This window comes from Streptomyces sp. GL_140, from assembly GCF_057834465.1.
In genome coordinates this window covers 4,080,524-4,101,185 of the sequence record NZ_CM174404.1, presented here as the reverse complement: position 1 = coordinate 4,101,185, position 20,662 = coordinate 4,080,524, and the positions used below count along the sequence as shown (strand labels likewise).

17 protein-coding genes and 3 tRNA genes are annotated in these 20,662 nt (G+C 71.8%); 12 read left to right on the top strand and 8 right to left on the bottom strand.

The genetic code is table 11. From position 1 onward, the window contains the following. Positions 1-80: 80 nt before the first annotated feature. From AC3IYJ_RS19065 to AC3IYJ_RS19045, 5 genes are all read left to right on the top strand, one after another. A complete protein-coding gene (locus AC3IYJ_RS19065; RefSeq protein WP_489402482.1) occupies positions 81-2,264 on the top strand; it encodes a DNA polymerase III subunit gamma and tau in 2,184 nt (727 codons plus the stop codon). A gap of 58 nt (positions 2,265-2,322) precedes the next feature. Continuing rightward, the gene (purD, locus tag AC3IYJ_RS19060; protein ID WP_489402481.1) at positions 2,323-3,576 is read left to right on the top strand and encodes a phosphoribosylamine--glycine ligase; all 1,254 of its coding nucleotides are present in this window, start codon (positions 2,323-2,325) and stop codon (positions 3,574-3,576) included. A 309-nt stretch (positions 3,577-3,885) separates the two neighbouring features. After that, positions 3,886-5,487: a M48 family metalloprotease gene (locus AC3IYJ_RS19055; RefSeq protein ID WP_489402480.1), complete on the top strand. Its 1,602-nt coding sequence runs from the start codon at positions 3,886-3,888 to the stop codon at positions 5,485-5,487. A 185-nt stretch (positions 5,488-5,672) separates the two neighbouring features. Then, positions 5,673-7,151: a N,N-dimethylformamidase beta subunit family domain-containing protein gene (locus AC3IYJ_RS19050; RefSeq protein ID WP_489402479.1), complete on the top strand. Its 1,479-nt coding sequence runs from the start codon at positions 5,673-5,675 to the stop codon at positions 7,149-7,151. A 77-nt stretch (positions 7,152-7,228) separates the two neighbouring features. Beyond that, entirely contained in the window at positions 7,229-8,131 is a 903-nt protein-coding gene (locus tag AC3IYJ_RS19045) for a phosphoribosylaminoimidazolesuccinocarboxamide synthase (protein ID WP_489402478.1), read from the top strand. A gap of 107 nt (positions 8,132-8,238) precedes the next feature. Here AC3IYJ_RS19045 and AC3IYJ_RS19040 read toward each other — a convergent pair. From AC3IYJ_RS19040 to AC3IYJ_RS19015, 6 genes are all read right to left on the bottom strand, one after another. Continuing rightward, positions 8,239-8,311 (bottom strand) — tRNA-Gly (locus AC3IYJ_RS19040). Positions 8,312-8,335: 24 nt separating this feature from the next. Beyond that, positions 8,336-8,947 (bottom strand): response regulator, encoded by a 612-nt coding sequence (locus AC3IYJ_RS19035; protein WP_371616685.1) that lies wholly within the window; start codon positions 8,945-8,947, stop codon positions 8,336-8,338. Continuing rightward, positions 8,944-10,188: a sensor histidine kinase gene (locus tag AC3IYJ_RS19030; RefSeq protein ID WP_489402477.1), complete on the bottom strand. Its 1,245-nt coding sequence runs from the start codon at positions 10,186-10,188 to the stop codon at positions 8,944-8,946. The genes AC3IYJ_RS19035 and AC3IYJ_RS19030 overlap by 4 nt, the downstream gene beginning before the upstream one ends. A gap of 133 nt (positions 10,189-10,321) precedes the next feature. Next, positions 10,322-10,394 (bottom strand) — tRNA-Gly (locus AC3IYJ_RS19025). A gap of 78 nt (positions 10,395-10,472) precedes the next feature. Further along, positions 10,473-10,544: transfer RNA gene (locus AC3IYJ_RS19020), tRNA-Gly, on the bottom strand. Positions 10,545-10,631: 87 nt separating this feature from the next. After that, complete coding sequence (locus tag AC3IYJ_RS19015) at positions 10,632-10,949, bottom strand: histone-like nucleoid-structuring protein Lsr2 (RefSeq protein WP_489402858.1); 318 nt, start codon at positions 10,947-10,949, stop codon at positions 10,632-10,634. A 355-nt stretch (positions 10,950-11,304) separates the two neighbouring features. Here AC3IYJ_RS19015 and purS point away from each other — a divergent pair, with 355 nt between their 5' ends. From purS to AC3IYJ_RS18990, 5 genes are all read left to right on the top strand, one after another. Beyond that, complete coding sequence (gene purS / locus AC3IYJ_RS19010) at positions 11,305-11,556, top strand: phosphoribosylformylglycinamidine synthase subunit PurS (protein WP_008740952.1); 252 nt, start codon at positions 11,305-11,307, stop codon at positions 11,554-11,556. 2 nt (positions 11,557-11,558) lie between these two features. Then, a complete protein-coding gene (gene purQ, locus AC3IYJ_RS19005) occupies positions 11,559-12,239 on the top strand; it encodes a phosphoribosylformylglycinamidine synthase subunit PurQ (protein WP_489402476.1) in 681 nt (226 codons plus the stop codon). Beyond that, complete coding sequence (gene purL, locus AC3IYJ_RS19000; RefSeq protein ID WP_489402475.1) at positions 12,236-14,485, top strand: phosphoribosylformylglycinamidine synthase subunit PurL; 2,250 nt, start codon at positions 12,236-12,238, stop codon at positions 14,483-14,485. The genes purQ and purL overlap by 4 nt, the downstream gene beginning before the upstream one ends. 151 nt (positions 14,486-14,636) lie before the next feature. Next, a complete protein-coding gene (locus tag AC3IYJ_RS18995) occupies positions 14,637-15,428 on the top strand; it encodes a maleylpyruvate isomerase family mycothiol-dependent enzyme (RefSeq protein ID WP_489402474.1) in 792 nt (263 codons plus the stop codon). Between the two features lie 38 nt (positions 15,429-15,466). Next, positions 15,467-15,973 carry an META domain-containing protein gene (locus AC3IYJ_RS18990; protein ID WP_489402473.1) on the top strand — a complete coding sequence of 169 codons (507 nt, stop codon included), beginning with the start codon at positions 15,467-15,469 and terminating at the stop codon, positions 15,971-15,973. 66 nt (positions 15,974-16,039) lie between these two features. On the opposite strand, the gene AC3IYJ_RS18985 is transcribed toward AC3IYJ_RS18990, so the two are convergent. Together AC3IYJ_RS18985 and AC3IYJ_RS18980 are read right to left on the bottom strand one after the other, a co-directional pair. After that, on the bottom strand, positions 16,040-17,464 hold the full coding sequence (locus AC3IYJ_RS18985) for a sulfatase-like hydrolase/transferase (RefSeq protein ID WP_489402472.1): 1,425 nt from the start codon (positions 17,462-17,464) through the stop codon (positions 16,040-16,042). A gap of 114 nt (positions 17,465-17,578) precedes the next feature. Beyond that, positions 17,579-17,674 carry a putative leader peptide gene (locus AC3IYJ_RS18980; protein ID WP_449482882.1) on the bottom strand — a complete coding sequence of 32 codons (96 nt, stop codon included), beginning with the start codon at positions 17,672-17,674 and terminating at the stop codon, positions 17,579-17,581. Between the two features lie 146 nt (positions 17,675-17,820). On the opposite strand from AC3IYJ_RS18980, the gene purF reads away from it, so the two are divergent. Beyond that, the gene (gene purF / locus AC3IYJ_RS18975) at positions 17,821-19,338 is read left to right on the top strand and encodes an amidophosphoribosyltransferase (protein ID WP_489402471.1); all 1,518 of its coding nucleotides are present in this window, start codon (positions 17,821-17,823) and stop codon (positions 19,336-19,338) included. A 144-nt stretch (positions 19,339-19,482) separates the two neighbouring features. Further along, entirely contained in the window at positions 19,483-20,553 is a 1,071-nt protein-coding gene (gene purM, locus AC3IYJ_RS18970; RefSeq protein ID WP_489402470.1) for a phosphoribosylformylglycinamidine cyclo-ligase, read from the top strand. The last annotated feature ends 109 nt before the right edge of the window (positions 20,554-20,662 follow it).

Here is a 20,662-nt window from a genome sequence, read left to right as displayed (position 1 = left end):
GTCCCGGTGGAGCCCGTGGTGACAGGCCGGGCGGGGTCGGCGGGCCGTTGTTGTCGGTGGGCCCGGATAACCTCGTAGACGTGTCGTCCCTTGCGCTGTACCGCCGCTACCGCCCCGAGTCGTTCGCCGAGGTCATCGGGCAGGAGCATGTCACTGACCCGCTGATGCAGGCCCTGCGCAACAACCGGGTCAATCACGCGTACCTGTTCAGCGGTCCGCGAGGCTGTGGCAAGACCACCAGCGCGCGCATCCTGGCGCGGTGCCTCAACTGTGAGCAGGGCCCCACGCCGACCCCCTGCGGGGAGTGCCAGTCCTGCAAGGACCTCGCGCGCAACGGCCCGGGTTCCATCGACGTCATCGAGATCGACGCGGCTTCGCACGGTGGTGTGGACGATGCCCGTGACCTGCGAGAGAAGGCCTTCTTCGGGCCCGCCTCCAGCCGGTACAAGATCTACATCATCGACGAGGCGCACATGGTCACCTCGGCGGGCTTCAACGCCCTGCTGAAGGTGGTCGAGGAGCCGCCGGAACACCTCAAGTTCATCTTCGCCACGACCGAGCCCGAGAAGGTCATCGGGACCATCCGGTCCCGGACGCACCACTACCCCTTCCGGCTCGTGCCCCCCGGCACCCTGCGCGACTACCTCGGCGAGGTCTGCGGCCGCGAGGGCGCCCACATCGAGGACGGGGTGCTGCCGCTCGTCGTGCGGGCCGGCGCCGGCTCCGTCCGTGACTCCATGTCCGTCATGGACCAGCTGCTGGCCGGCGCCGCCGAGCAGGGTGTGACGTACGCCATGGCCACCTCGCTCCTCGGATACACGGACGCCTCCCTGCTGGACTCCGTCGTGGACGCCTTCGCCGCCGGCGACGGGGCCGCCGCCTTCGAGATCGTCGACCGGGTGGTGGAGGGCGGCAACGACCCGCGCCGGTTCGTCGCCGACCTGCTGGAGCGGCTGCGCGACCTGGTGATCCTGGCCGCCGTGCCCGACGCCGGGGAGAAGGGGCTCATCGACGCCCCGGCCGATGTCGTCGAGCGGATGCAGGCCCAGGCCTCCGTGTTCGGGGCCGCCGAGCTGTCCCGCGCCGCCGATCTGGTCAACACCGGGCTCACGGAAATGCGCGGCGCCACCTCGCCGCGGCTCCAGCTGGAGCTGATCTGCGCCCGGGTGCTGCTGCCCGCCGCCTTCGACGACGAGCGGTCCTTCCAAGCCCGCCTCGACCGGCTGGAGCGGAGCGGAGTGGCCCCGGCCGCCGCCTCCTTCGCCCCCGCGCCCGCCATGGGCTACGTACCCGGGCCCGAGGCGCACGCCATGGCCCCGGCCGTCCCCGCACCCGTACGGGCCCCCGCGGCCCCCGCACCCGTCCAGGCGGCCCCCGCCCAGGCGCCGGTCCAGGCCCCGGCCCCGGTGGCTCCCCCGGAGCCCGCGCCGCCCGCCGCCGCGCCCGGTGCATGGCCCGGGGCCGCGCAGCCCGGCGGCGGAGCGCCCGGCGCCTGGCCGGCCGCCGCTGCCCCGGCCGCTGCCCCGGCCGCCGCCGCGCCCGCTCAGCCCGTCGCCGGTGCCTGGCCCAGCGCCTCGGCTCCCGGAGCCGCGGCCCCCGCACCCGTGCCCGCCCCGGTCGCCGCCCAGGCCGCCGCGCCCGTACCGGCCGCCGCCCAGGTGTCGCCCGGCATGGCCGCCGGCGCCGGGCAGATCCACGCGATGTGGCCGGCCGTCCTGGACGCCGTCAAGAACCGCCGTCGCTTCACCTGGATCCTGCTCAGCCAGAACGCCCAGGTCGCGGGCTTCGACGGCACCACGCTCCAGCTCGGCTTCCCCAACGCCGGGGCCCGCGACAACTTCGCGAGCAGCGGCAGCGAGGACGTGCTCAAGGCGGTCCTCTCCGAGCAGTTCCAGGTCAACTGGAAGATCGAGGCCGTGCTCGGCGGGGGCAACCAGCCCATCGCGCCCGTCTCCGCGTCCTCCTACGGGGCTCCGCCCGCGCCCGCCTACAACCCGCCGGCCCCGGCCCAGCAGGCCCAGGCGCCGCAGCAGTACCAGCAGGCACCCCAGCAGCCGTCGCAGCAGTCCCAGCCGCAGCAGCCGTACCAGCAGCAGCCCCCGCAGCAGCAGGCTCCCGTCCACCAGGCGCCCCCGCCGGTCGCCCCGGAGGACGACGTGCCGGAGGACGACGATCCGGACCTCGTCGACTCCGCGCTGACCGGGCACGAGCTGATCGTGCGCGAGCTCGGGGCCACCGTTGTAGAGGAATATACGAACGAGTAGCCGTCTCATTGGGTGGCCGCACGAAAGGGAATCCGGAGCGCGGGCTACCCTTCATGCCGTGAAGGTCCTCGTCATCGGCGGCGGCGCCCGCGAACATGCCCTGTGCCGCTCTCTGTCCCTCGATCCCGACGTCAACGCGCTGTACTGCGCTCCAGGAAACGCCGGCATCGCCGAGGTGGCCGAGCTCCGCCCCGTCGACGCCCTCGACGGCGAAGCCGTCGCCCGCCTCGCCACCGAGCTCGGCGCCGACCTTGTAGTCGTCGGCCCGGAGGCCCCGCTCGTCGCCGGGGTCGCCGACGCCGTCCGCGCGGTCGGCATCCCCGTCTTCGGCCCGTCCGGCGAAGCCGCCCGGCTGGAAGGCTCCAAGGCCTTCGCCAAGGACGTGATGGCCGCGGCCGGCGTCCCGACGGCACGCAGCTACGTATGCACCACCCCGGAAGAGGTGGACGCGGCCCTCGACGCCTTCGGCGCCCCCTACGTGGTCAAGGACGACGGGCTCGCCGCCGGCAAGGGCGTCGTGGTCACCGACGACCTCGCCGCCGCCCGAGCCCACGCGCTCGGCTGCGACCGCGTGGTCATCGAGGAGTTCCTCGACGGCCCCGAGGTCTCCCTCTTCGCCATCACCGACGGCGTCACCGTGCTGCCGCTCCAGCCCGCGCAGGACTTCAAGCGCGCGCTCGACGGGGACGCGGGCCCCAACACCGGCGGCATGGGCGCGTACTCCCCGCTCCCCTGGGCCGACCCGAAGCTCGTCGACGAGGTCATGGCCTCCGTCCTCCAGCCCACCGTGGACGAGCTGCGCCACCGGGGCACGCCGTTCTCCGGGCTGCTCTACGCGGGCCTCGCGATCACCTCGCGCGGTGTGCGGGTCATCGAGTTCAACGCCCGCTTCGGCGACCCCGAGACCCAGGTGGTCCTGGCCCGGCTGCAGACCCCGCTCGCGAGCGTGCTGCTGAATTCGGCCAACGGCACCCTGCACGCCGAGCCCCCGCTCAGCTGGCGCGAGGACGCGGCCGTCACGGTCGTCATCGCCTCCCACAACTACCCGGAGACCCCGCGCACCGGGGACCCCATCGAGGGCCTGGCCGAGGTGGCCGAGCTCGACGCCTCCCACGCCTACGTGCTGCACGCCGGGACCCGGCGCGAGGGCGACGCGGTCGTCAGCGCGGGCGGTCGCGTCCTGTCGGTGACGGCGACGGGTGCCGATCTGGCGCAGGCGCGTACGAGGGCGTATAAGGCCGTCGAGCGGATCAAGCTCGACGGCTCCCAGTACCGCACGGACATCGCGGCCAAGGCCGCCGAAGGCCGCTGAAGGCCGCTGACCAGCGGGATTCAATGGGCGTGGGCCCGGTGCGCACTCGGTGCGGCCGGGCCCGCGCGCGTGTTCGCGTGCGGGTGCATCCAGTGGCGTTCGAACGCACCCAGCTTTACCCAAAGCCATTCCATCGGGTGATCGTCCGCCGGTCTGCCTGACGGCCGCCCCCGCCCCAACTATGGTGCGGCGCAAGCATTCCGGCTCTCGTTCCGGCACTTGGCCCACCGGCATTGCGATGTCAGTGGCGGGTGTCACAGTGGGGGAGTGAGCAAAGCCGCCGCAGGGCAGAGGGGGTGAGGTCCGGCCGTGTCCGGGACAGGTCCGATCGCTGAAGTGGGCACGCCGTCCGCGCGTTCCCGAGCCCTGGCAGTGCTGCGCGTGCGCAGCAGGGCCCTGGCCGTCGGGATGCTGCCCGCCGCCCTCGCGGTGGTGCTGGTGGCCGCCCGGACGACGGGTCGGCTCCTCGGCGACCCCTGGCCGACGGTGACCCTCGTCGTGTGCGCGGTCGCCGCGCTCGTGCTCCTCGTCGGCGGGACCTTCGCCGCGGTCGTCCTGCGGGCCAGCCCCGCCGTGACCCCGACGGTGCCGCTGTCGGAGGCCTCCGCCCCCGATCTCTACCGGCTCGTGCGGGACCTGGCGGAGCGGATGGACGTCCCGGTGCCCTCCGCGATAGCCCTCACGCCCGATTGCGACAGCTGGCTGGAGGACCGTACCCACCCGGCCCACCGCCGCGCCCGTACGCGCATACCGGGCGCCGCCGCCGGCTCCCCCGGACCCTGTCCCCCGGAATCCGAGCCGGGCGCGGCCCCCGTGCTGGTGATCGGCTCGCCGTTCCTGTGGTGGATGCGCGTCGCGGAGCTACGGGCCGTGCTCGCGCCCGTCGTCGCCGGTACGGGCCCCTCCGCGCACCCGGACATAGCCGACGCGCGCGGTTTCGTACGGGGCCTCGACGCCGCCGTGGACGTGGGCAACCGGCGCTTCCTCGGCTGGATCGCCGCCCCCGCCCGGCTGCTGCTGCGGCTGTGCCGGGTCGACGCCGCCGAGATGGAGCGCGGGGTCGCCGCCGCCGCCTCCGAGCGTGCACAGGGTGTGGACTACGGGCTGCGGATCGTCGCCCAGGAGCAGGTCGGCCTCGCCTACGCGGGCTGGGACCGGCTGCTGACCAGGGTCGCGCTGCCCGCATGGCGGATGGGCCGCTGGCCCGCGCACCTGGACGCCGGGGTCGTCTCCGCGCTGACCGAGCTGTCCCGGCGCGACCGGCTGGCGGACGGATTCACCTCCAGGCTGGGCGAGCGCCCGGCGTGCGACCTGCTGGAGCAGCCGGGGGCGGTGGACGAGGCCGCCTCGCTGCTGGCCGCGCGGCTCTTCCACGGAGGCCCGGCCGAGGCCGGACCGGACTGGTCGCCGGTGGACTGGGCGGCGTATCCGGAGGAGGTCGTCGACCGCAAGTGGCGTACGGAGGCGGTACGGCTGCTGGCCGCGCTGGACGCGCTGTCCGCGCCCGCCGCTTCCACGGTGGAGCGAGTGCTGTCCTTCCTCGCGGACACCGCCGACGGCGAGGCACTGGCCGGGCGGCTCAGCGGGGACCTGGCGCGCGAGGCCGTCCCGGTCGCCGCCGCGCACGGCACCGACGCCGTGCCGCTGTTCCCCCTGGAGGCCCCGCGCAGCGGCCGGGACCTGCTGACGGACCACGTGGTGGCGCTGGTGTGCTGCGCCGCGGTGGACTCCGCGGGCGCCGCGCCCGGACTGGACTGGCTGGACGGGCCGGTGCTGCTGGTCGGGGGCGTGCGGCGGGCCGATCTCGCGCCGCGAGTGCTGTCGCTGGTGGAGGACGGTGACTCCGAGCCCCTGCGGGTCTGGCTCGCGGAGGTGGGCGTCCGCTCCGAGAAGCCGGTCCGGCTCGTCTGACGCCCCGCCGGGCGTCCGGCGATCCGCGGACGCCCTGGTGGCCCCAGGGGTACGGACGCTTCGCGGGCCTGATGTGCCGCCGACCAACGGCTGAACTTTTCGCGACGAACGGTGACGGACTGAGTGCGTTATGTGATGTGCTGGGACCGGTCCAGGCGTTCGGGGGAGCGAGGGAGGGGAGCGGTATGGGTGCGGAGCAGATCCGGCGATGGGAGTCAGGTGCGCTCGCGCACGCGGTGACCGATCCCTTCGGGCAGGGACCGCTGCCGTGGTTCCGCGGGAGCGAGCTGTACTACGACGACAACGGGCAGGTCGTGCCCTGGTACGTGGACCCGGCCGTGGCCGTCGGACAGATCCCCCGGGCCCGGAGCAACGGCGGTCCCCGCACTGCCGACGACGTGCACCGGCAGATCAAAGGTTTCGCCTCCACCGGAGCCGTCGCCCCCGGCGAGGCGATCGATTTCCACATCACCGTGGACCCGCCCCAGCAGTTCTCCGTAGACGTCTACCGCATCGGGCACTACGGCGGCGACGGCGCCTCTAAGATCACCACCAGCCCCCGGCTCTCCGGCATCGTCCAGCCCGCGCCCCTCACCGCCGACCGCACCGTCTCCTGCCACCACTGGTGGCTCTCCTGGCGGCTCCAGGTCCCCGCCTACTGGAGCGTCGGGGCGTACGTGGCCGTGCTGACCACCGCCGACGGCTACCGGTCCCACATCCCGTTCACCGTGCGCGACGACCACCCGGCCGATCTGCTGCTCCTGCTCCCCGACATCACCTGGCAGGCCTACAACCTCTACCCCGAGGACGGCCGGACCGGGGCGAGCCTCTACCACGCCTGGGACGAGGAGGGCCGGCTGCTCGGCGAGAGCGACGCCGCCATCACCGTCTCCTTCGACCGCCCCTACGCCGGCGCCGGCCTGCCCCTCCACGTCGGCCACGCATACGACTTCATCCGCTGGGCCGAGCGCTACGGCTACGACCTCGCCTACGCCGACGCCCGCGATCTGCACGCCGGCCGCGTCGACCCCACCCGCTACCGCGGCCTGGTCTTCCCGGGCCACGACGAGTACTGGTCCGCCCCCATGCGCCGCACCGTCGAGCGCGCCCGCGACCACGGCACCTCGCTCGTCTTCCTCTCCGCCAACACCATGTACTGGCAGGTGGAGCTCTCCCCCTCGCCGTCCGGCATCGACGACCGGCTCCTGACCTGCCGAAAACGCCGCGGCCCCGGCCGCCCCAGCCTCTGGCGCGAAGTCGACCGCCCCGAGCAGCAATTGCTCGGCATCCAGTACGCGGGCCGGGTCCCCGAGCCCGCGCCCCTCGTCGTGCGCAACGCCACGCACTGGCTCTGGGACTCCACCGGCGCCGCCGAGAACGACGAGCTGCCCGGCCTGGTCGCGGGCGAGGCCGACCGCTACTTCCCGCGCACGCAGCTCCCCGAGCACCAGGGCCGGATCCTGCTCGCGCACTCCCCGTACGAGGACGGCGAAGGCCATCTCCGCCACCAGGAGACCTCGCTCTACCGGGCTCCCAGCGGCGCGCTCGTCTTCGCGTCCGGCACCTTCGCCTGGTCGCCGGCGCTCGACCGCCCCGGGCACGTGGACGAGCGGGTGCAGCGGGCCACCGCCAACCTCCTCGACCGGATCTGCAAGCGCGACTGACCGGACCCGTTGTCCCCGCGCGCCGACCGGTGCGGGAGAATGGGCCGCGCGCTCGTACAGAACCACAGGGAGACTCCGTGCCCGGATTCGTCGAAAAGCCCGAGCCGGTGCAGGTGCCCGGCCTCGTCCACCTCCACACCGGCAAGGTCCGCGACCTCTACCGCGATGAGGACGACAACCTCGTCATGGTCGCCAGCGACCGCATCTCCGCCGCCGACTGGGTGCTGCCCACCGAGATCCCGGACAAGGGCCGGATCCTGACCCAGCTCTCCCTGTGGTGGTTCGACCAGCTCGCGGACCTCGTCCCGAACCACGTCCTCAGCACCGAGCTGCCCGCCGGGGCCCCGGCCGACTGGGCCGGCCGCGCCCTGGTCTGCCGCAACCTCGACATGGTTCCCGTCGAGTGCGTGGCCCGCGGCTACCTCACCGGCTCGGGCCTCGCCGAGTACCGGAAGACCCGTACGGTCTGCGGACTCGCCCTGCCCGAGGGGCTCGTCGACGGCTCCGAGCTGCCCGGCCCGATCTTCACCCCGGCCGCCAAGGCCGAGGTCGGCGAGCACGACGAGAACGTCTCCTACGAGGAGGTCGCGCGCACCCAGGGCACCGAGACGGCGGCCCTGCTGCGCCAGACCACCCTCGCCGTCTACAGCCGGGCCCGGGACATCGCCCGCGAGCGCGGGATCATCCTGGCGGACACCAAGTTCGAGTTCGGCTTCGACAAGGACGGCGCCCTGGTCGCCGCCGACGAGGTGCTGACCCCGGACTCCTCGCGCTTCTGGCCGGCCGACCTGTGGGAGCCGGGCCGCAGCCAGCCCTCCTTCGACAAGCAGTACGTCCGCGACTGGCTGGCCTCCCCGGCCTCCGGCTGGGACTCCAAGGGCGAACTCCCGCCGCCCGCCCTCCCGCAGGAGGTCGTGGAGCAGACCCGCGCCAAGTACGTCGAGGCCTACGAGCGGCTCACCGGCCAAACCTGGGCCTGAGCCCAGTAACGGCGAAGGGGCCCCGGGAACGGGGCCCCCGGGGGCCCGGCGCGACCCTGGAACGAGAGAAGCCCCCGGTCCGAGGACCGGGGGCTTCTTCACTGCTGAGCGGACAACGCGACTCGAACGCGCGACATCCACCTTGGCAAGGTGGTGCTCTACCAACTGAGCTATGTCCGCAGGTGCGCCGTAGCGCGAGAACTACTATACCCAACCCCGGGACCGTGCGAGACGCACTGCCGTGTGCCGGTTCTCGGCGCCCAGCTTCGAGGCCGCCGAGGACAGGTAGTTCCGTACCGTCCCCGGGGACAGCGAGGCCCGCTCCGCGATCTCCGCGATCGGCGCCCCGTCCCCGGCCAGTTCCAGGACCTCCGCCTCGCGGGCCGTCAGCGGGGAGTCCCCCGCGCTGATCGCGTCGGCCGCCAACTCCGGGTCCACGTAACGGCCGCCCGCGTGCACGGTGCGGATCAGCTCGGCCAGCCGCTGGGCCGAGACCGTCTTCGGCGCGAAGGCCCGTACCCCCGCGGCCAGGGCCCGCTTCAGGTGGCCGGGGCGGCCGTGACTGGTCACGATCATGGTCTTGCAGTCGGGGAGTTCGGCCCGCAGCGATGTGGCCACGCTCACACCGTCGGCCCCCGGCATCTGCAGGTCCAGGACCGCCACGTCCGGGCGGTGGGCCCGCGCCATCGCAAGGGCCTCCGGCCCCGAGGCCGCCTCCGCGACGACCAGCAGATCGTCCTCCAGTCCCAGCAGCGCGGCCAGCGCGCCCCGGATCAGGTGCTCGTCGTCGGCCAGCAGTACGCGTACGGGGCTCATGGGCGTGTCTCCAGTTCCAGGACGGGTTCGGCCGCCGGGCCGGGAATCTTGGCGCACACCCTGAACCGGCCGCCCTCCACCGGGCCGGCCTCCAGCGTGCCGTCCAGCACCGCGAGCCGCTCGCGCAGGCCCGCGAGCCCCGAGCCCGGCGGCCCGGCCGGGACCTTGGGGGCCCCGTCGTTCTCCACCACCAGCGTCAGCGCGCCCGAGGGCGCCGTCGTCAGCCGGATCACACAGCTGCGGGCGTCGCCGTGCCGCAGCACGTTGGTCGTCGCCTCGCGCACCACCCAGCCGAGGGCCGACTGGGCCTCGGCGGGAAGATCGCGGCCCGCCTCGAACTCCACCCGGCAGTCCATCCCGGCCGCGCGCAGCACCCCGCGCGCGCCCTCCAGCTCCACCGTGAGGTCCGCCTCCCGGTAGCCGCGGACCACGTCGCGGACCTCCTTCTGGGACTCCCGGGCGATCCGCTGCACCTCGATCATCTGATCCACCGCCTCCGGGCGTTCGCGTCGGGCCAGCTGCACCGCCAGCTCGCTCTTGAGGGCGATCACCGCGAGGTTGCGGCCCATCACGTCGTGCAGGTCGCGCCCGAAGCGCAGCCGCTCCTCGGCGACCGCGAGCTGCGCCTGGAGCTCGCGGGCGCGGTCGAGCTCGTACACCGTGTCGAGCAGCCATCCGGAGAACCCGCAGGCCGCGGAGAGGAAGGCGCTGCTCAGCAGCACCCCGACCGCGTAGCCGGTGGCTTCCCCGGCGGGGATGCCGAAGGCGAGCGCCGCCAGCCCGACGAGGACGGCGGTGACCGGGGCCACGTAGCGCATCTGGCGGACCTCGCGCAGGCACAGGACGAGCGTGCCGGAGGCGAAGCAGGTCATGCCGACGAGCAGGGTCGCGGCCATCTGCGGGTCCACGGGCCGCGCGGTGGCCCGTACGGCGAGGACGCCGAGGCATGCGGCCGCGGTGACGGCGACGGTGAAGGCCGCGAGCCGTACGGGGCGCTCGCGCCGGCCCACGATCCAGTCCAGGGCCCGGGAGGAGAGGACCCCGACGACCACGGAGTGCACGCACACGGTCAGGAAGAGCGTGACCCCGCGCACCGGGGAGGTGTCCTTGGCCATCGACCCCAGGGCCGCCAGCCCGATCGAGAAGATCTCGATCAGCACGAAGAAGTGGAACGACCAGCGCGTGTAGAGCTCGACCTTCCCCGCGCTGGTGCGGTTCTTCCACCATCCGGTGAGTTTCATGGCCCCAGTCTCGCGGCGGTACGGAGCCCCCGGCCATGACACATGTCATCGGGATTCGGGTATCCGCCGCTATCCGGCCGCTATCGGGCATACGAAGAAGGCCCCGATCAATGATCGGGGCCTTCTCACGCTGAGCGGACGACGCGACTCGAACGCGCGACATCCACCTTGGCAAGGTGGTGCTCTACCAACTGAGCTACGTCCGCATGCTTCTCACGACAAACTGCCGTGCGATGCGTGCATCACTCTACCTGATCCACAACCGTGGTCGGTAAAGCCTGCAGAGCGGGTGACAGGGATCGCACACTGCGCCTTCCCCCTGGAAGGGGGATGTTCTGCTACTGAACTACACCCGCACGACTTCGGGGTTTGACCTTGCGGCCCCGCCCCTTGGCGTGATCCACACACTAGCGGACCGGTAGGGGTGGATGGCAAATCGGCTCTCAGTGAGCGGCGTTGTACTCCTCGTAGACCTTCTTGGGGATCCGGCCGCGGGGCGGGACGTCGAGCTGGTTGGACCGGGCCCAGGCCCGGACGACCGCCGGGTCGGGGGCGATGGCCGTGTGCTTGAACGCCTTCCCGGAACGGGACTGGCGGCGGCCGGCCGCCACGAACGGGGCGAGGCTCTTCCGCAGGTTCTTTGCGTTGGCCAGATTGAGGTCGATCTCGTACGACTTACCGTCCAGCCCGAAGGCGACCGTTTCCGATGCTTCTCCGCCATCGATGTCGTCGGAGATCGTGACTACTACGCGCTGCGCCACGGATATCGGTCCCTTCATGCGACCCGCTCCCCCGCTGACGGGCCGGGATGGAGCGGTGGTGTCGCCTGTGTGGATGTTTCGGAGCAATGCAACTTTCCGTCCCCGTCACGCAGCAGAAAATGCCTGTGCATCGGAGGATTCCTTTGTACCCCGATTCTCATTGCATTGCGAAGCCCAGTTAATTCTCTCCGCGTGTCCCGCCGCAATCCCGGGCGCGTGGTTTTCCGGTGGATTTTGCGAAGCGTTGGTGAAGCCGAAACGGCCCGACGATCACGCTCGGAGGATATCTACCCGCGTAGAAATTTTGGCCGGGTACGCTGAGGGAACCGCCTTCGCACCAACCACCTCATCGGGAGTGCCAGTGGCACGCGTCGTAGTCGACGTCATGCTCAAGCCGGAGATCCTCGACCCCCAGGGCCAGGCGGTGCAGCGTGCACTGCCGCGCCTGGGCTTCGAAGGGATCGCCGACGTCCGCCAGGGGAAGCGCTTCGAACTGGAGGTGGAGGGACCGGTCGACCAGGCCGCCCTCGACCGAATCCACAAGATGGCCGAAACCTTCCTCGCCAACACCGTCATCGAAGACTTCACCGTGAAGGTCGAGGCCTGACGGTGACCACTCGCATCGGAGTCGTCACGTTCCCCGGAACGCTCGACGACCGTGACTCGCTGCGCGCCATCCGCCTCGCGGGGGCCGAGCCGGTCTCGCTCTGGCACCGCGACAAGGACCTGCACCAGGTCGACGCGGTCGTCCTCGCGGGCGGCTTCTCCTACGGGGACTACCTGCGCGCCGGGGCCATCTCCCGGTTCTCGCCGGTCATGGAGACCATCATCGAGCAGGCCAAGGGCGGCATGCCCGTCCTCGGCATCTGCAACGGCTTCCAGATCCTCACCGAGGCCCACCTGCTGCCGGGGGCGATGCTCCGGAACAACCACCTGCACTTCATCTGCCGCGACCAGAAGCTCCGGGTGGAGAACGTGGAGACCGCGTGGACCGGCGACTACACCGCCGGCCAGGAGATCTCCGTACCGCTCAAGAACATGGACGGCCGCTACGTGGCCGAAGAGCGCGTGCTGGACGAACTGGAGGCCGAAGGCCGAGTGGCCTTCCGCTACGTGGACGTCAACCCCAACGGCTCGCTGCGCGACATCGCCGGCATCACCAACGCCGCGGGCAACGTCGTCGGCCTCATGCCGCACCCCGAGCACGCGGTCGAGCCGCTGATCGGGACGGGCCGCACCGACGGCCTCCCGTTCTTCACCTCGGTCCTGAAGAAGCTGGTCAACGCATGAGCCTCGACACGGTCAAGAACGCCACGGAGACCCCGGACTCGGCGCAGCCCTGGAAGGAACTCGGCCTCAAGGAGGACGAGTACGCCCGCATCAGGGAGATCCTCGGCCGCCGGCCCACCGGCGCCGAGCTCGCCATGTACTCGGTCATGTGGTCCGAGCACTGCTCGTACAAGAGCAGCAAGGTCCACCTGAAGCAGTTCGGCGAGAAGGTCCCGCAGAACGACGCGATGCTCGTCGGCATCGGCGAGAACGCCGGCGTCGTCGACGTGGGCCAGGGCTACGCGGTCACCTTCAAGGTCGAGTCGCACAACCACCCCTCGTACATCGAGCCCTACCAGGGCGCGGCCACCGGCATCGGCGGCATCGTCCGCGACATCCTCGCCATGGGCGCCCGCCCGATCGCCGTCGTCGACCCGCTGCGCTTCGGCGCGGCCGACCACCCCGACACCAAGCGCGTCCTGCCGGGCGTCGTCGCGGGCATCGGCGGCTACGGCAACTGCCTGGGCCTGCCGAACATCGGCGGCGAGGTCGTCTTCGACGCCTGCTACCAGGGCAACCCGCTCGTCAACGCCGGCTGCATCGGCGTGATGAAGCACGAGGACATCCACCTCGCCAAGGCCTCCGGCCCCGGCAACAAGGTCATCCTCTACGGCGCCCGCACCGGCGGCGACGGCATCGGCGGCGTCTCGGTCCTCGCGTCCGAGACCTTCGACGACACCAAGCCCACCAAGCGCCCCGCCGTCCAGGTCGGCGACCCCTTCCAGGAGAAGCTCCTCATCGAGTGCACCCTGGAGATCTTCAAGGAGAAGCTGGTCGCGGGCATCCAGGACCTCGGCGGCGCCGGGCTCTCCTGCGCCACCTCCGAGCTGGCCTCCGCCGGTTCCGGCGGCATGCGCGTGGACCTGGACACCGTCCCGCTGCGCGACGCGACGCTCTCGCCCGAGGAAATCCTCATGAGCGAGTCGCAGGAGCGCATGTGCGCGATCGTCGAGCCGCAGTACGTCGAGCGGTTCATGGAGATCTGCGAGAAGTGGGACGTGATCGCCACCGTCATCGGTGAGGTCACCGAAGGCGAGCAGCTGGAGATCTACTGGCACGGCGAGCTGATCGTGGACGTGCCTCCGGGCACCGTCGCCCACGAGGGCCCGACCTACCACCGCCCCTACGCCCGCCCCTCCTGGCAGGACGCCCTGCAGGCCGACGACGCGGGCAAGCTGCCCCGCCCGGCGACCTCCGAGGAGCTGCGCGCGCAGGTCCTGGCCCTGGTCTCCTCGCCCAACCAGGCGTCGAAGTCCTGGATCACCGACCAGTACGACCGCTTCGTGCAGGGCAACACGGTGCTCTCGCAGCCCGAGGACGCCGGCATGGTCCGCATCGACGAGGAGACCAACCTCGGCGTCGCCATGGCCACCGACGGCAACGGCCGCTTCGCCAAGCTCGACCCGTACACGGGCGCGCAGCTCGCGCTGGCCGAGGCGTACCGCAACGTCGCCGCGACCGGCGCCAAGCCGCTCGCCATCTCCGACTGCCTGAACTTCGGCTCGCCGGAGGACCCGGACGTCATGTGGCAGTTCGCCGAGGCCACCCGCGGTCTCGCCGACGGCTGCCTGGAGCTGGGCACCCCGGTCACGGGCGGCAACGTCTCGCTCTACAACCAGACCGGTGACATCGCGATCCACCCGACCCCGGTCGTGGCGGTCCTCGGTGTGATCGACGACGTCAACCGCCGTACGCCGATGGCGTTCGCGGAGGCCGGCCAGCTGCTGTACCTGCTCGGCGACACCGCCGAGGAGTTCGGCGGCTCCGCCTGGTCCGAGGTCGTCCACCAGCACCTGGGCGGCATGCCGCCCAAGGTGGACCTGGGCCGCGAGAAGCTGCTCGGCGAGATCCTGATCTCGGCCTCGCGCGACGGCATGATCGACGCCGCGCACGACCTGTCCGACGGCGGCGTGATCCAGGCGCTCACCGAGTCCTGCCTGCGCGGCGGCAACGGTGCGCGGATCGTGGTGCCCGAGGCGCTCGACGCCTTCACCTTCCTGTTCTCCGAGTCCGCGGGCCGGGCCATCGTGGCCGTCCCGCGCAGCGAGGAGCTCCGCTTCACCGACATGTGCGGTGCGCGTGGCCTCCCGGCGACCCGGATCGGTGTGGTGGACGGCGAGGAGATCGAGATCCAGGGCGAGTTCACGCTCCCGCTGGCCGAGCTCCGCACCGCCCACGAGGCGACGATCCCGGCGCTGCTCGCCTGATCCGGCGCTTTTCGAGCCCCCGTCCGGAACCTTTCCGGGCGGGGGCTCGCCCGTGCCCGCGGACCGCGGGCCGCGAGACCGTACTGCCCCCGACCCCGCAGGGCTGAGACGGTACGGCCCCCGGGGGCGCCCGGCGGCGTAGGGTCGGCCCATGCCGCCCGCCAAGAAGAAGCCGCGCACCTACGACCACGCGAGGACCAGCGCAGCCGTCGTCGCCCAGTTCGGCCATGTCCGGGACGCCGTACGGGAGTTGGACCCGGAGCAGCTCGCCCGGCCGAGCGGGCTCGGCGACTGGACCGTCGCCGAACTCGCCGCGCACATCGCGTGGATCGCCGACTCGCTGGCGGCCGGCCTGGACAAGCCGCCCGCCGCCGTCGCCGAACTGCCCGCCGTCGAATGGCCCTTCGCGACCGCCTCGCTCGCCGGGAAGATCGCCGAAGCGGCCAAGGAGACCCTGGAGGGCGCCCCGCTGCCCGAGCTCTTCGACCGGACCGCCGACCGCCTGGCCCGAGCCCTTGAAGCGCACCCCGGCAGCCGGGTCCTGGACCTGTGGATCGGGGCCATGACCCTGGCCGACTTCGTGGTCACCCGGACCATCGAGCTCGTGGTCCACACCGACGACCTGCGCCGCGCCACCGGACTGGACATCACGATCGACCGCCAGGCCCTGGCCGCCTGCACCCGGCTGCTCGCCGACGCCCTCGCGATCAAGGCGCCCGGCGGCTCCGTGGAGGTGCGCGTCCCGCCCTTCGCGGTGGTCCAGTGCGTCGAGGGCCCCCGGCACACCCGCGGCACCCCGCCGAACGTCGTGGAGACCGACCCGCTGACCTGGATCCGGCTCGCCACTGGCCGTGCCACCTGGGCCGGGGAACTGGACGGGGCCCGCGTCAGCGCCAGCGGCGAACGCGCCGACCTTTCCGCCCTGCTCCCCCTGATGGCCTGAGCGCGGAACCGCCGCGGAGCGGGCCGCGTCCCACCGGCATGCGCCCGCTCCGGCTCCTCCTCGCACCCCTGACCGCCCTGCTCCTGGCGGCCGCCGTCTCCTGCGGGGACGCCGGCCCGCGCACCGCCCCCGGGCAGGCGGTCACGCAGACCGCGGAGCCCCGTACCCCCGACGCTCCGCTGGTCGCCACCCGGTGGACCGTGGACTCCCTCGTCGGTCAGGAGGCGAGCTCGCCCCTTCCCGCCGGCGTCGAGGGCAGGGCCTGGTTCACCCTCACCGCGGACGGCTCCGCGACCGGAGGCCTCGGCTGCAACCGGTTCAACGCCAAGGCCACCGTCCAGGGGCCGCTGCTCACCTTCGGGCCGCTGGCCACCACCCGGATGGCCTGCGAGGGCCCGGCCGGCGAGGTGGAGCGGGAGCTGGCCGGGCTGTTCTCCGGCGGCCCGCTCGCCGTGGAGATCAAGGGCGACGCCCTCACCCTGACCGCGACCACCGAAGGTGAGATCAAGGGCATCACGGCCCGGGCGGCCTCGGCCGTGGAGTGACCCCGCCCCGGGCGGGGCGGCTTTCCACAGGCTGTGGACCGCCCCGGCCGCGGCGCCGTACGGGGATCAGCCCGGGTACGGGAGCAGGCCCGCGTCCGTCTTCTCCCAGGCCGCCCGCAGCTCGGCCAGCCGGGCCGGCTCCAGGGCCGCCTTGTCGGCCTGTTCGCGGATGTCCCCGGCCAGGTTGAACAGCTGGTCGCGGCCCGCCTTGCCGCGGTAGTACTTCCAGTCCCCGCGGCGCAGCGCCCGCTCCCCGCGGACCCGCCAGAAGATGTTCCGCTCGGCGACCTTCTCCCCGCGCAGCAGGTACCCGGCCAGGCTCACCCCGTCCAGCGGGTACGCCGGGTTCGCGCGGGCCCCGGCCAGCTCCAGCAGGGTCGCCGTCCAGTCCGGGGTGAAGACCGGGACGTGGCTGACCTGGCCGCCGCCCAGCCGGGCCGGCCAGCGCACGATGTTCGGGACCCGGATCCCGCCCTCCTGGAGGGAGGCCTTGTTGCCCGACAGCGGCCAGTTGTGGGAGAAGCGCTCGCCGCCGTTGTCGCTGGAGAAGAAGACCAGGGTGTCCTCCTCCTGGCCGGAGCGCTTCAGCGCCTTGAGCACCTCGCCGACCGAGCGGTCGAGGTCCTCAACCATCTGCTTGTACTTCTCGATCGAGCCGCCGTCCTGGTGCCACAGGGCCCGTCCGTCGCCCGCCTTGATCCGCCGCTCCACCTCGGCGCTCTCCGCCGTGTCGCCCTCGGCGATCCACGGCCAGTGCGGGGTGGTGAAGTTGAGGTTGAGCAGCCACGGCTTGCCGTGGTGGTCGCGGGAGACGTACTCGCTCGCCCGCTCGGTCAGGATGCGGGTGTAATAGCGCAGGTCCTTGTACTCGGCGTCGCCCTCGTAGAGGTCGTACTCGCCGCCCAGACCGAGCTTGGAGTAGTACTCCAGGGCTCCGCCGAAGTTGCCGAAGAATTCGTCCCAGCCGGACTTGGTCGGGCTGTAGTCGGGCAGGTAGCCGCAGTGCCACTTGCCGATCAGCGCGGTCGAGTAGCCCGAGCCGCGCAGCAGCGAGGCCAGCGTGGGATGGGTGGGCTCCAGACCGGCCGTCTTGTCGGCTATCGGCTCGGCGAGCCCGCCCTTGGTACGGCCCGGGTAGCGCCCGGTGTACAGGCTGAAACGGGTCGGGGAGCAGGTCGCGGAGCCGGAGTATGCGTCGGTGAAGCGCACGCCCTGGCGGGCGAGCCGGTCCAGGTTCGGGGTCTTGATGTTGGGGGACCCGTACGAGGACAGGTCGGCCCAGCCGAGGTCGTCCCCGAGGATGAACAGGATGTTCGGGCGGCGCGAGCGGCGACCCCGATCGGCCCGGAACTCCCGCTCCTCGGGACCCGTGTTCCGGTCCTCGGAGGCCTGGGCGGGGGCGGCTCCCAGCCCCACCGCGGCGGCCGCCGCGGTCACTCCGACGGCGCCTCCGAAGGCGCGACGGGACAGCTTGCTGTTGTACGAAGACACGGGTGCTCCAAGGCGCGGCCCACCCACCCTCCCCGGGCGGCGCGGGACGGCGCACGGCACGGCGGGGCGGGGTTGGGTGGAGCGGAAAGGGGAAAGAAGGAGGAAGAGTTGTGGCTACGCGAAACAGCGACAGATGGCGCTCGCGACACGGACCAGGTCCACGTGCCGGCGCTCGACGAGGGTGACAGAACGGTCACCGAGAGGCTGCATGGCCGAGAGCCTGTCCGAATGCCCTTGTAGATGTCAACAAGGTGATCCGAATACCGAGACGGGGCGCCCGGTCACCCTCCGTGCTGTGACATTTCCCGGCCGTCCCCAATTCGGACCAGTGGTCGATCTCGCCTACACTCGGAGGCGTGCCTCGTGGTGATGGACGACTCAACCACGACCTGCTCCCCGGCGAAAAAGGCCCCCAGGACGCTTGCGGCGTCTTCGGTGTCTGGGCTCCGGGTGAAGAGGTCGCCAAGCTCACCTACTTCGGACTGTATGCACTGCAGCACCGCGGACAAGAGTCCGCGGGCATCGCTGTGAGCAACGGTTCCCAGATCCTGGTCTTCAAGGACATGGGCCTCGTTTCCCAAGTCTTCGACGAAACCTCTCTCGGCTCGCTCCAGGGTCATATCGCGGTCGGTCACGCCCGCTACTCGACCACCGGAGCCTCCGTCTGGGAGAACGCTCAGCCGACCTTCCGTGCGACCGCCCACGGCTCCATTGCCCTGGGTCACAACGGCAACTTGGTGAACACCGCCGAGCTCGCCGAAATGGTCGCCGACCTCCCCCGTCAGGACGGCCGCGCCACCCAGGTGGCGGCCACCAACGACACCGACCTGGTCACCGCCCTCCTGGCCGGCCAGACGGACGACGACGGCAAGCCCCTGACCATCGAGGAGTCGGCCACCAAGGTCCTCCCGAAGGTGAAGGGCGCCTTCTCGCTCGTCTTCATGGACGAGGGAACGCTCTACACCGCCCGTGACCCGCAGGGCATCCGCCCGCTGGTCCTCGGCCGCCTCGACCGCGGCTGGGTGGTCGCGAGCGAGACCGCCGCCCTCGACATCTGCGGAGCCAGCTTCGTCCGCGAGGTCGAGCCGGGCGAGCTCATCGCGATCGACGAGAACGGTCTGCGGACCTCTCGCTTCGCGGAAGCAAAGCCCAAGGGCTGTGTCTTCGAGTACGTCTACCTGGCGCGCCCGGACACCGACATCGCCGGCCGGAACGTCTACCTCTCGCGCGTCGAGATGGGCAGGCGCCTCGCCAAGGAAGCCCCGGTCGAGGCCGACCTGGTGATATCGACACCGGAATCGGGCACGCCCGCCGCCGTCGGTTACGCCGAGGCCAGCGGGATTCCGTACGGCGTCGGCCTGGTCAAGAACGCCTACGTGGGCCGGACCTTCATCCAGCCCTCGCAGACGATCCGCCAGCTCGGCATCCGTCTCAAGCTCAACCCCCTCAAGGAAGTCATCCGGGGCAAGCGCCTGGTGGTCGTCGACGACTCGATCGTCCGCGGCAACACCCAGCGCGCCCTGGTCAAGATGCTCCGCGAGGCCGGCGCGGCGGAGATCCACATCCGGATCTCCTCGCCGCCGGTGAAGTGGCCGTGCTTCTTCGGCATCGACTTCGCCACCCGGGCCGAGCTGATCGCCAACGGCATGTCGGTCGACGAGATCGCCAAGTCGCTCGGCGCGGATTCGCTCTCGTACATCTCGCTCGACGCGATGGTCGAGGCGACCACCATCCAGAAGCCCAACCTCTGCCGTGCCTGCTTCGACGGCGAGTACCCCATGGAGCTGCCCGACCCGCAGCTGCTGGGCAAGCAGCTTCTGGAGACGGAGCTGGCCGGCGGTACGGACGCCGCCGACGCGCTCCGGCGCCCGTAGGGCTCGCAGCCCCGTAGAGCACCCGGTCCCCTGGGGCCGGTGTGCCCTGCCCACCCTGCTCAACCTGCGCGGGGCCCTGCCTTTTGAAGCTTCTCCCGGGGCCCCGCACCACACGCAGCAACGACACGAAAGCTCTCTCCTGTCATGACAGAGAAGACCACCGGTGCCAGCTACGCAGCCGCGGGCGTGGACATCGACGCGGGAGACCGCGCCGTCGAGCTGATGAAGGAGTGGGTGAAGAAGACGCAGCGCCCCGAGGTCCTCGGCGGCCTCGGCGGCTTCGCCGGCCTCTTCGACGCCTCCGCCCTCAAGCGCTACGAGCGCCCCCTGCTGGCCTCCGCCACCGACGGGGTCGGCACCAAGGTGGACATCGCCCGCCGCATGGGCGTGTACGACACCATCGGGCACGACCTGGTCGCGATGGTCATGGACGACATCGTCGTCTGCGGCGCCGAGCCGCTCTTCATGACCGACTACATCTGCGTCGGCAAGGTCCACCCCGAGCGGGTCGCGGCCATCGTCAAGGGCATCGCCGAGGGCTGCGTCCTGGCCGGCTGCGCCCTGGTCGGCGGCGAGACCGCCGAGCACCCCGGTCTGCTGGGCCCGGAGGACTTCGACGTGGCGGGCGCCGGCACCGGAGTCGTCGAGTACGACGCCCTGCTCGGCGCGGACCGTATCCGTACGGGCGACGCCGTGATCGCGATGGCGTCCTCCGGTCTTCACTCGAACGGGTACTCGCTGGTCCGCCACGTCCTCTTCGACCGCGCCGGGATGTCCCTGGAGCAGCACGTGGAGGAGCTCGGCCGGACCCTCGGCGAGGAGCTCCTGGAGCCCACCAAGATCTACTCGCTGGACTGCATGGCGCTCACCCGCACCGCCGAGGTGCACGCCTACTCCCACATCACGGGCGGCGGCCTCGCGGCCAACCTGGCCCGGGTGATCCCGGACCACCTGCACGCCACGGTCGACCGCTCGACCTGGGCCCCGGGTGCGATCTTCGACCTGGTCGGCAAGGCCGGGCAGGTGGAGCGCCTGGAGCTGGAGAAGACCCTGAACATGGGCGTCGGCATGATGGCCGTGGTCCCGCAGGAGTCGGTGGACGTGGCCCTGACCGCTCTGGCCGACCGGGGCGTCGACGCCTGGGTCGCGGGCGAGATCCTGGACCGCGGCGACCACGCCGAGGGCGCCACCATGACCGGTGACTACGCGAGCTGACGCGAGCGGACAGCACGGAAACCCGGTCCGGGGCAATGCCCTGGACCGGGTTTCGGTGTTTCAGACCTGGTGTGCAGACACCTCTAGAGCGTCACGCACCGCGAAAGCG

Bases quoted from the DNA above. Each gene is read 5' to 3' on its own strand.
- purM (WP_489402470.1), top strand. From the start codon at position 19,483: ATGACAGAGAAGACCACCGGTGCCAGCTACGCAGCCGCGGGCGTGGAC.
- AC3IYJ_RS19035 (WP_371616685.1), bottom strand. From the start codon at position 8,947: ATGAGCCCCGTACGCGTACTGCTGGCCGACGACGAGCACCTGATCCGG.
- purL (WP_489402475.1), top strand. From the start codon at position 12,236: ATGAGCCTCGACACGGTCAAGAACGCCACGGAGACCCCGGACTCGGCG.
- AC3IYJ_RS18995 (WP_489402474.1), top strand. From the start codon at position 14,637: ATGCCGCCCGCCAAGAAGAAGCCGCGCACCTACGACCACGCGAGGACC.
- AC3IYJ_RS19050 (WP_489402479.1), top strand. From the start codon at position 5,673: ATGGGTGCGGAGCAGATCCGGCGATGGGAGTCAGGTGCGCTCGCGCAC.
- AC3IYJ_RS18980 (WP_449482882.1), bottom strand. From the start codon at position 17,674: ATGCAGCCTCTCGGTGACCGTTCTGTCACCCTCGTCGAGCGCCGGCAC.
- AC3IYJ_RS18990 (WP_489402473.1), top strand. From the start codon at position 15,467: ATGCGCCCGCTCCGGCTCCTCCTCGCACCCCTGACCGCCCTGCTCCTG.
- AC3IYJ_RS19030 (WP_489402477.1), bottom strand. From the start codon at position 10,188: ATGAAACTCACCGGATGGTGGAAGAACCGCACCAGCGCGGGGAAGGTC.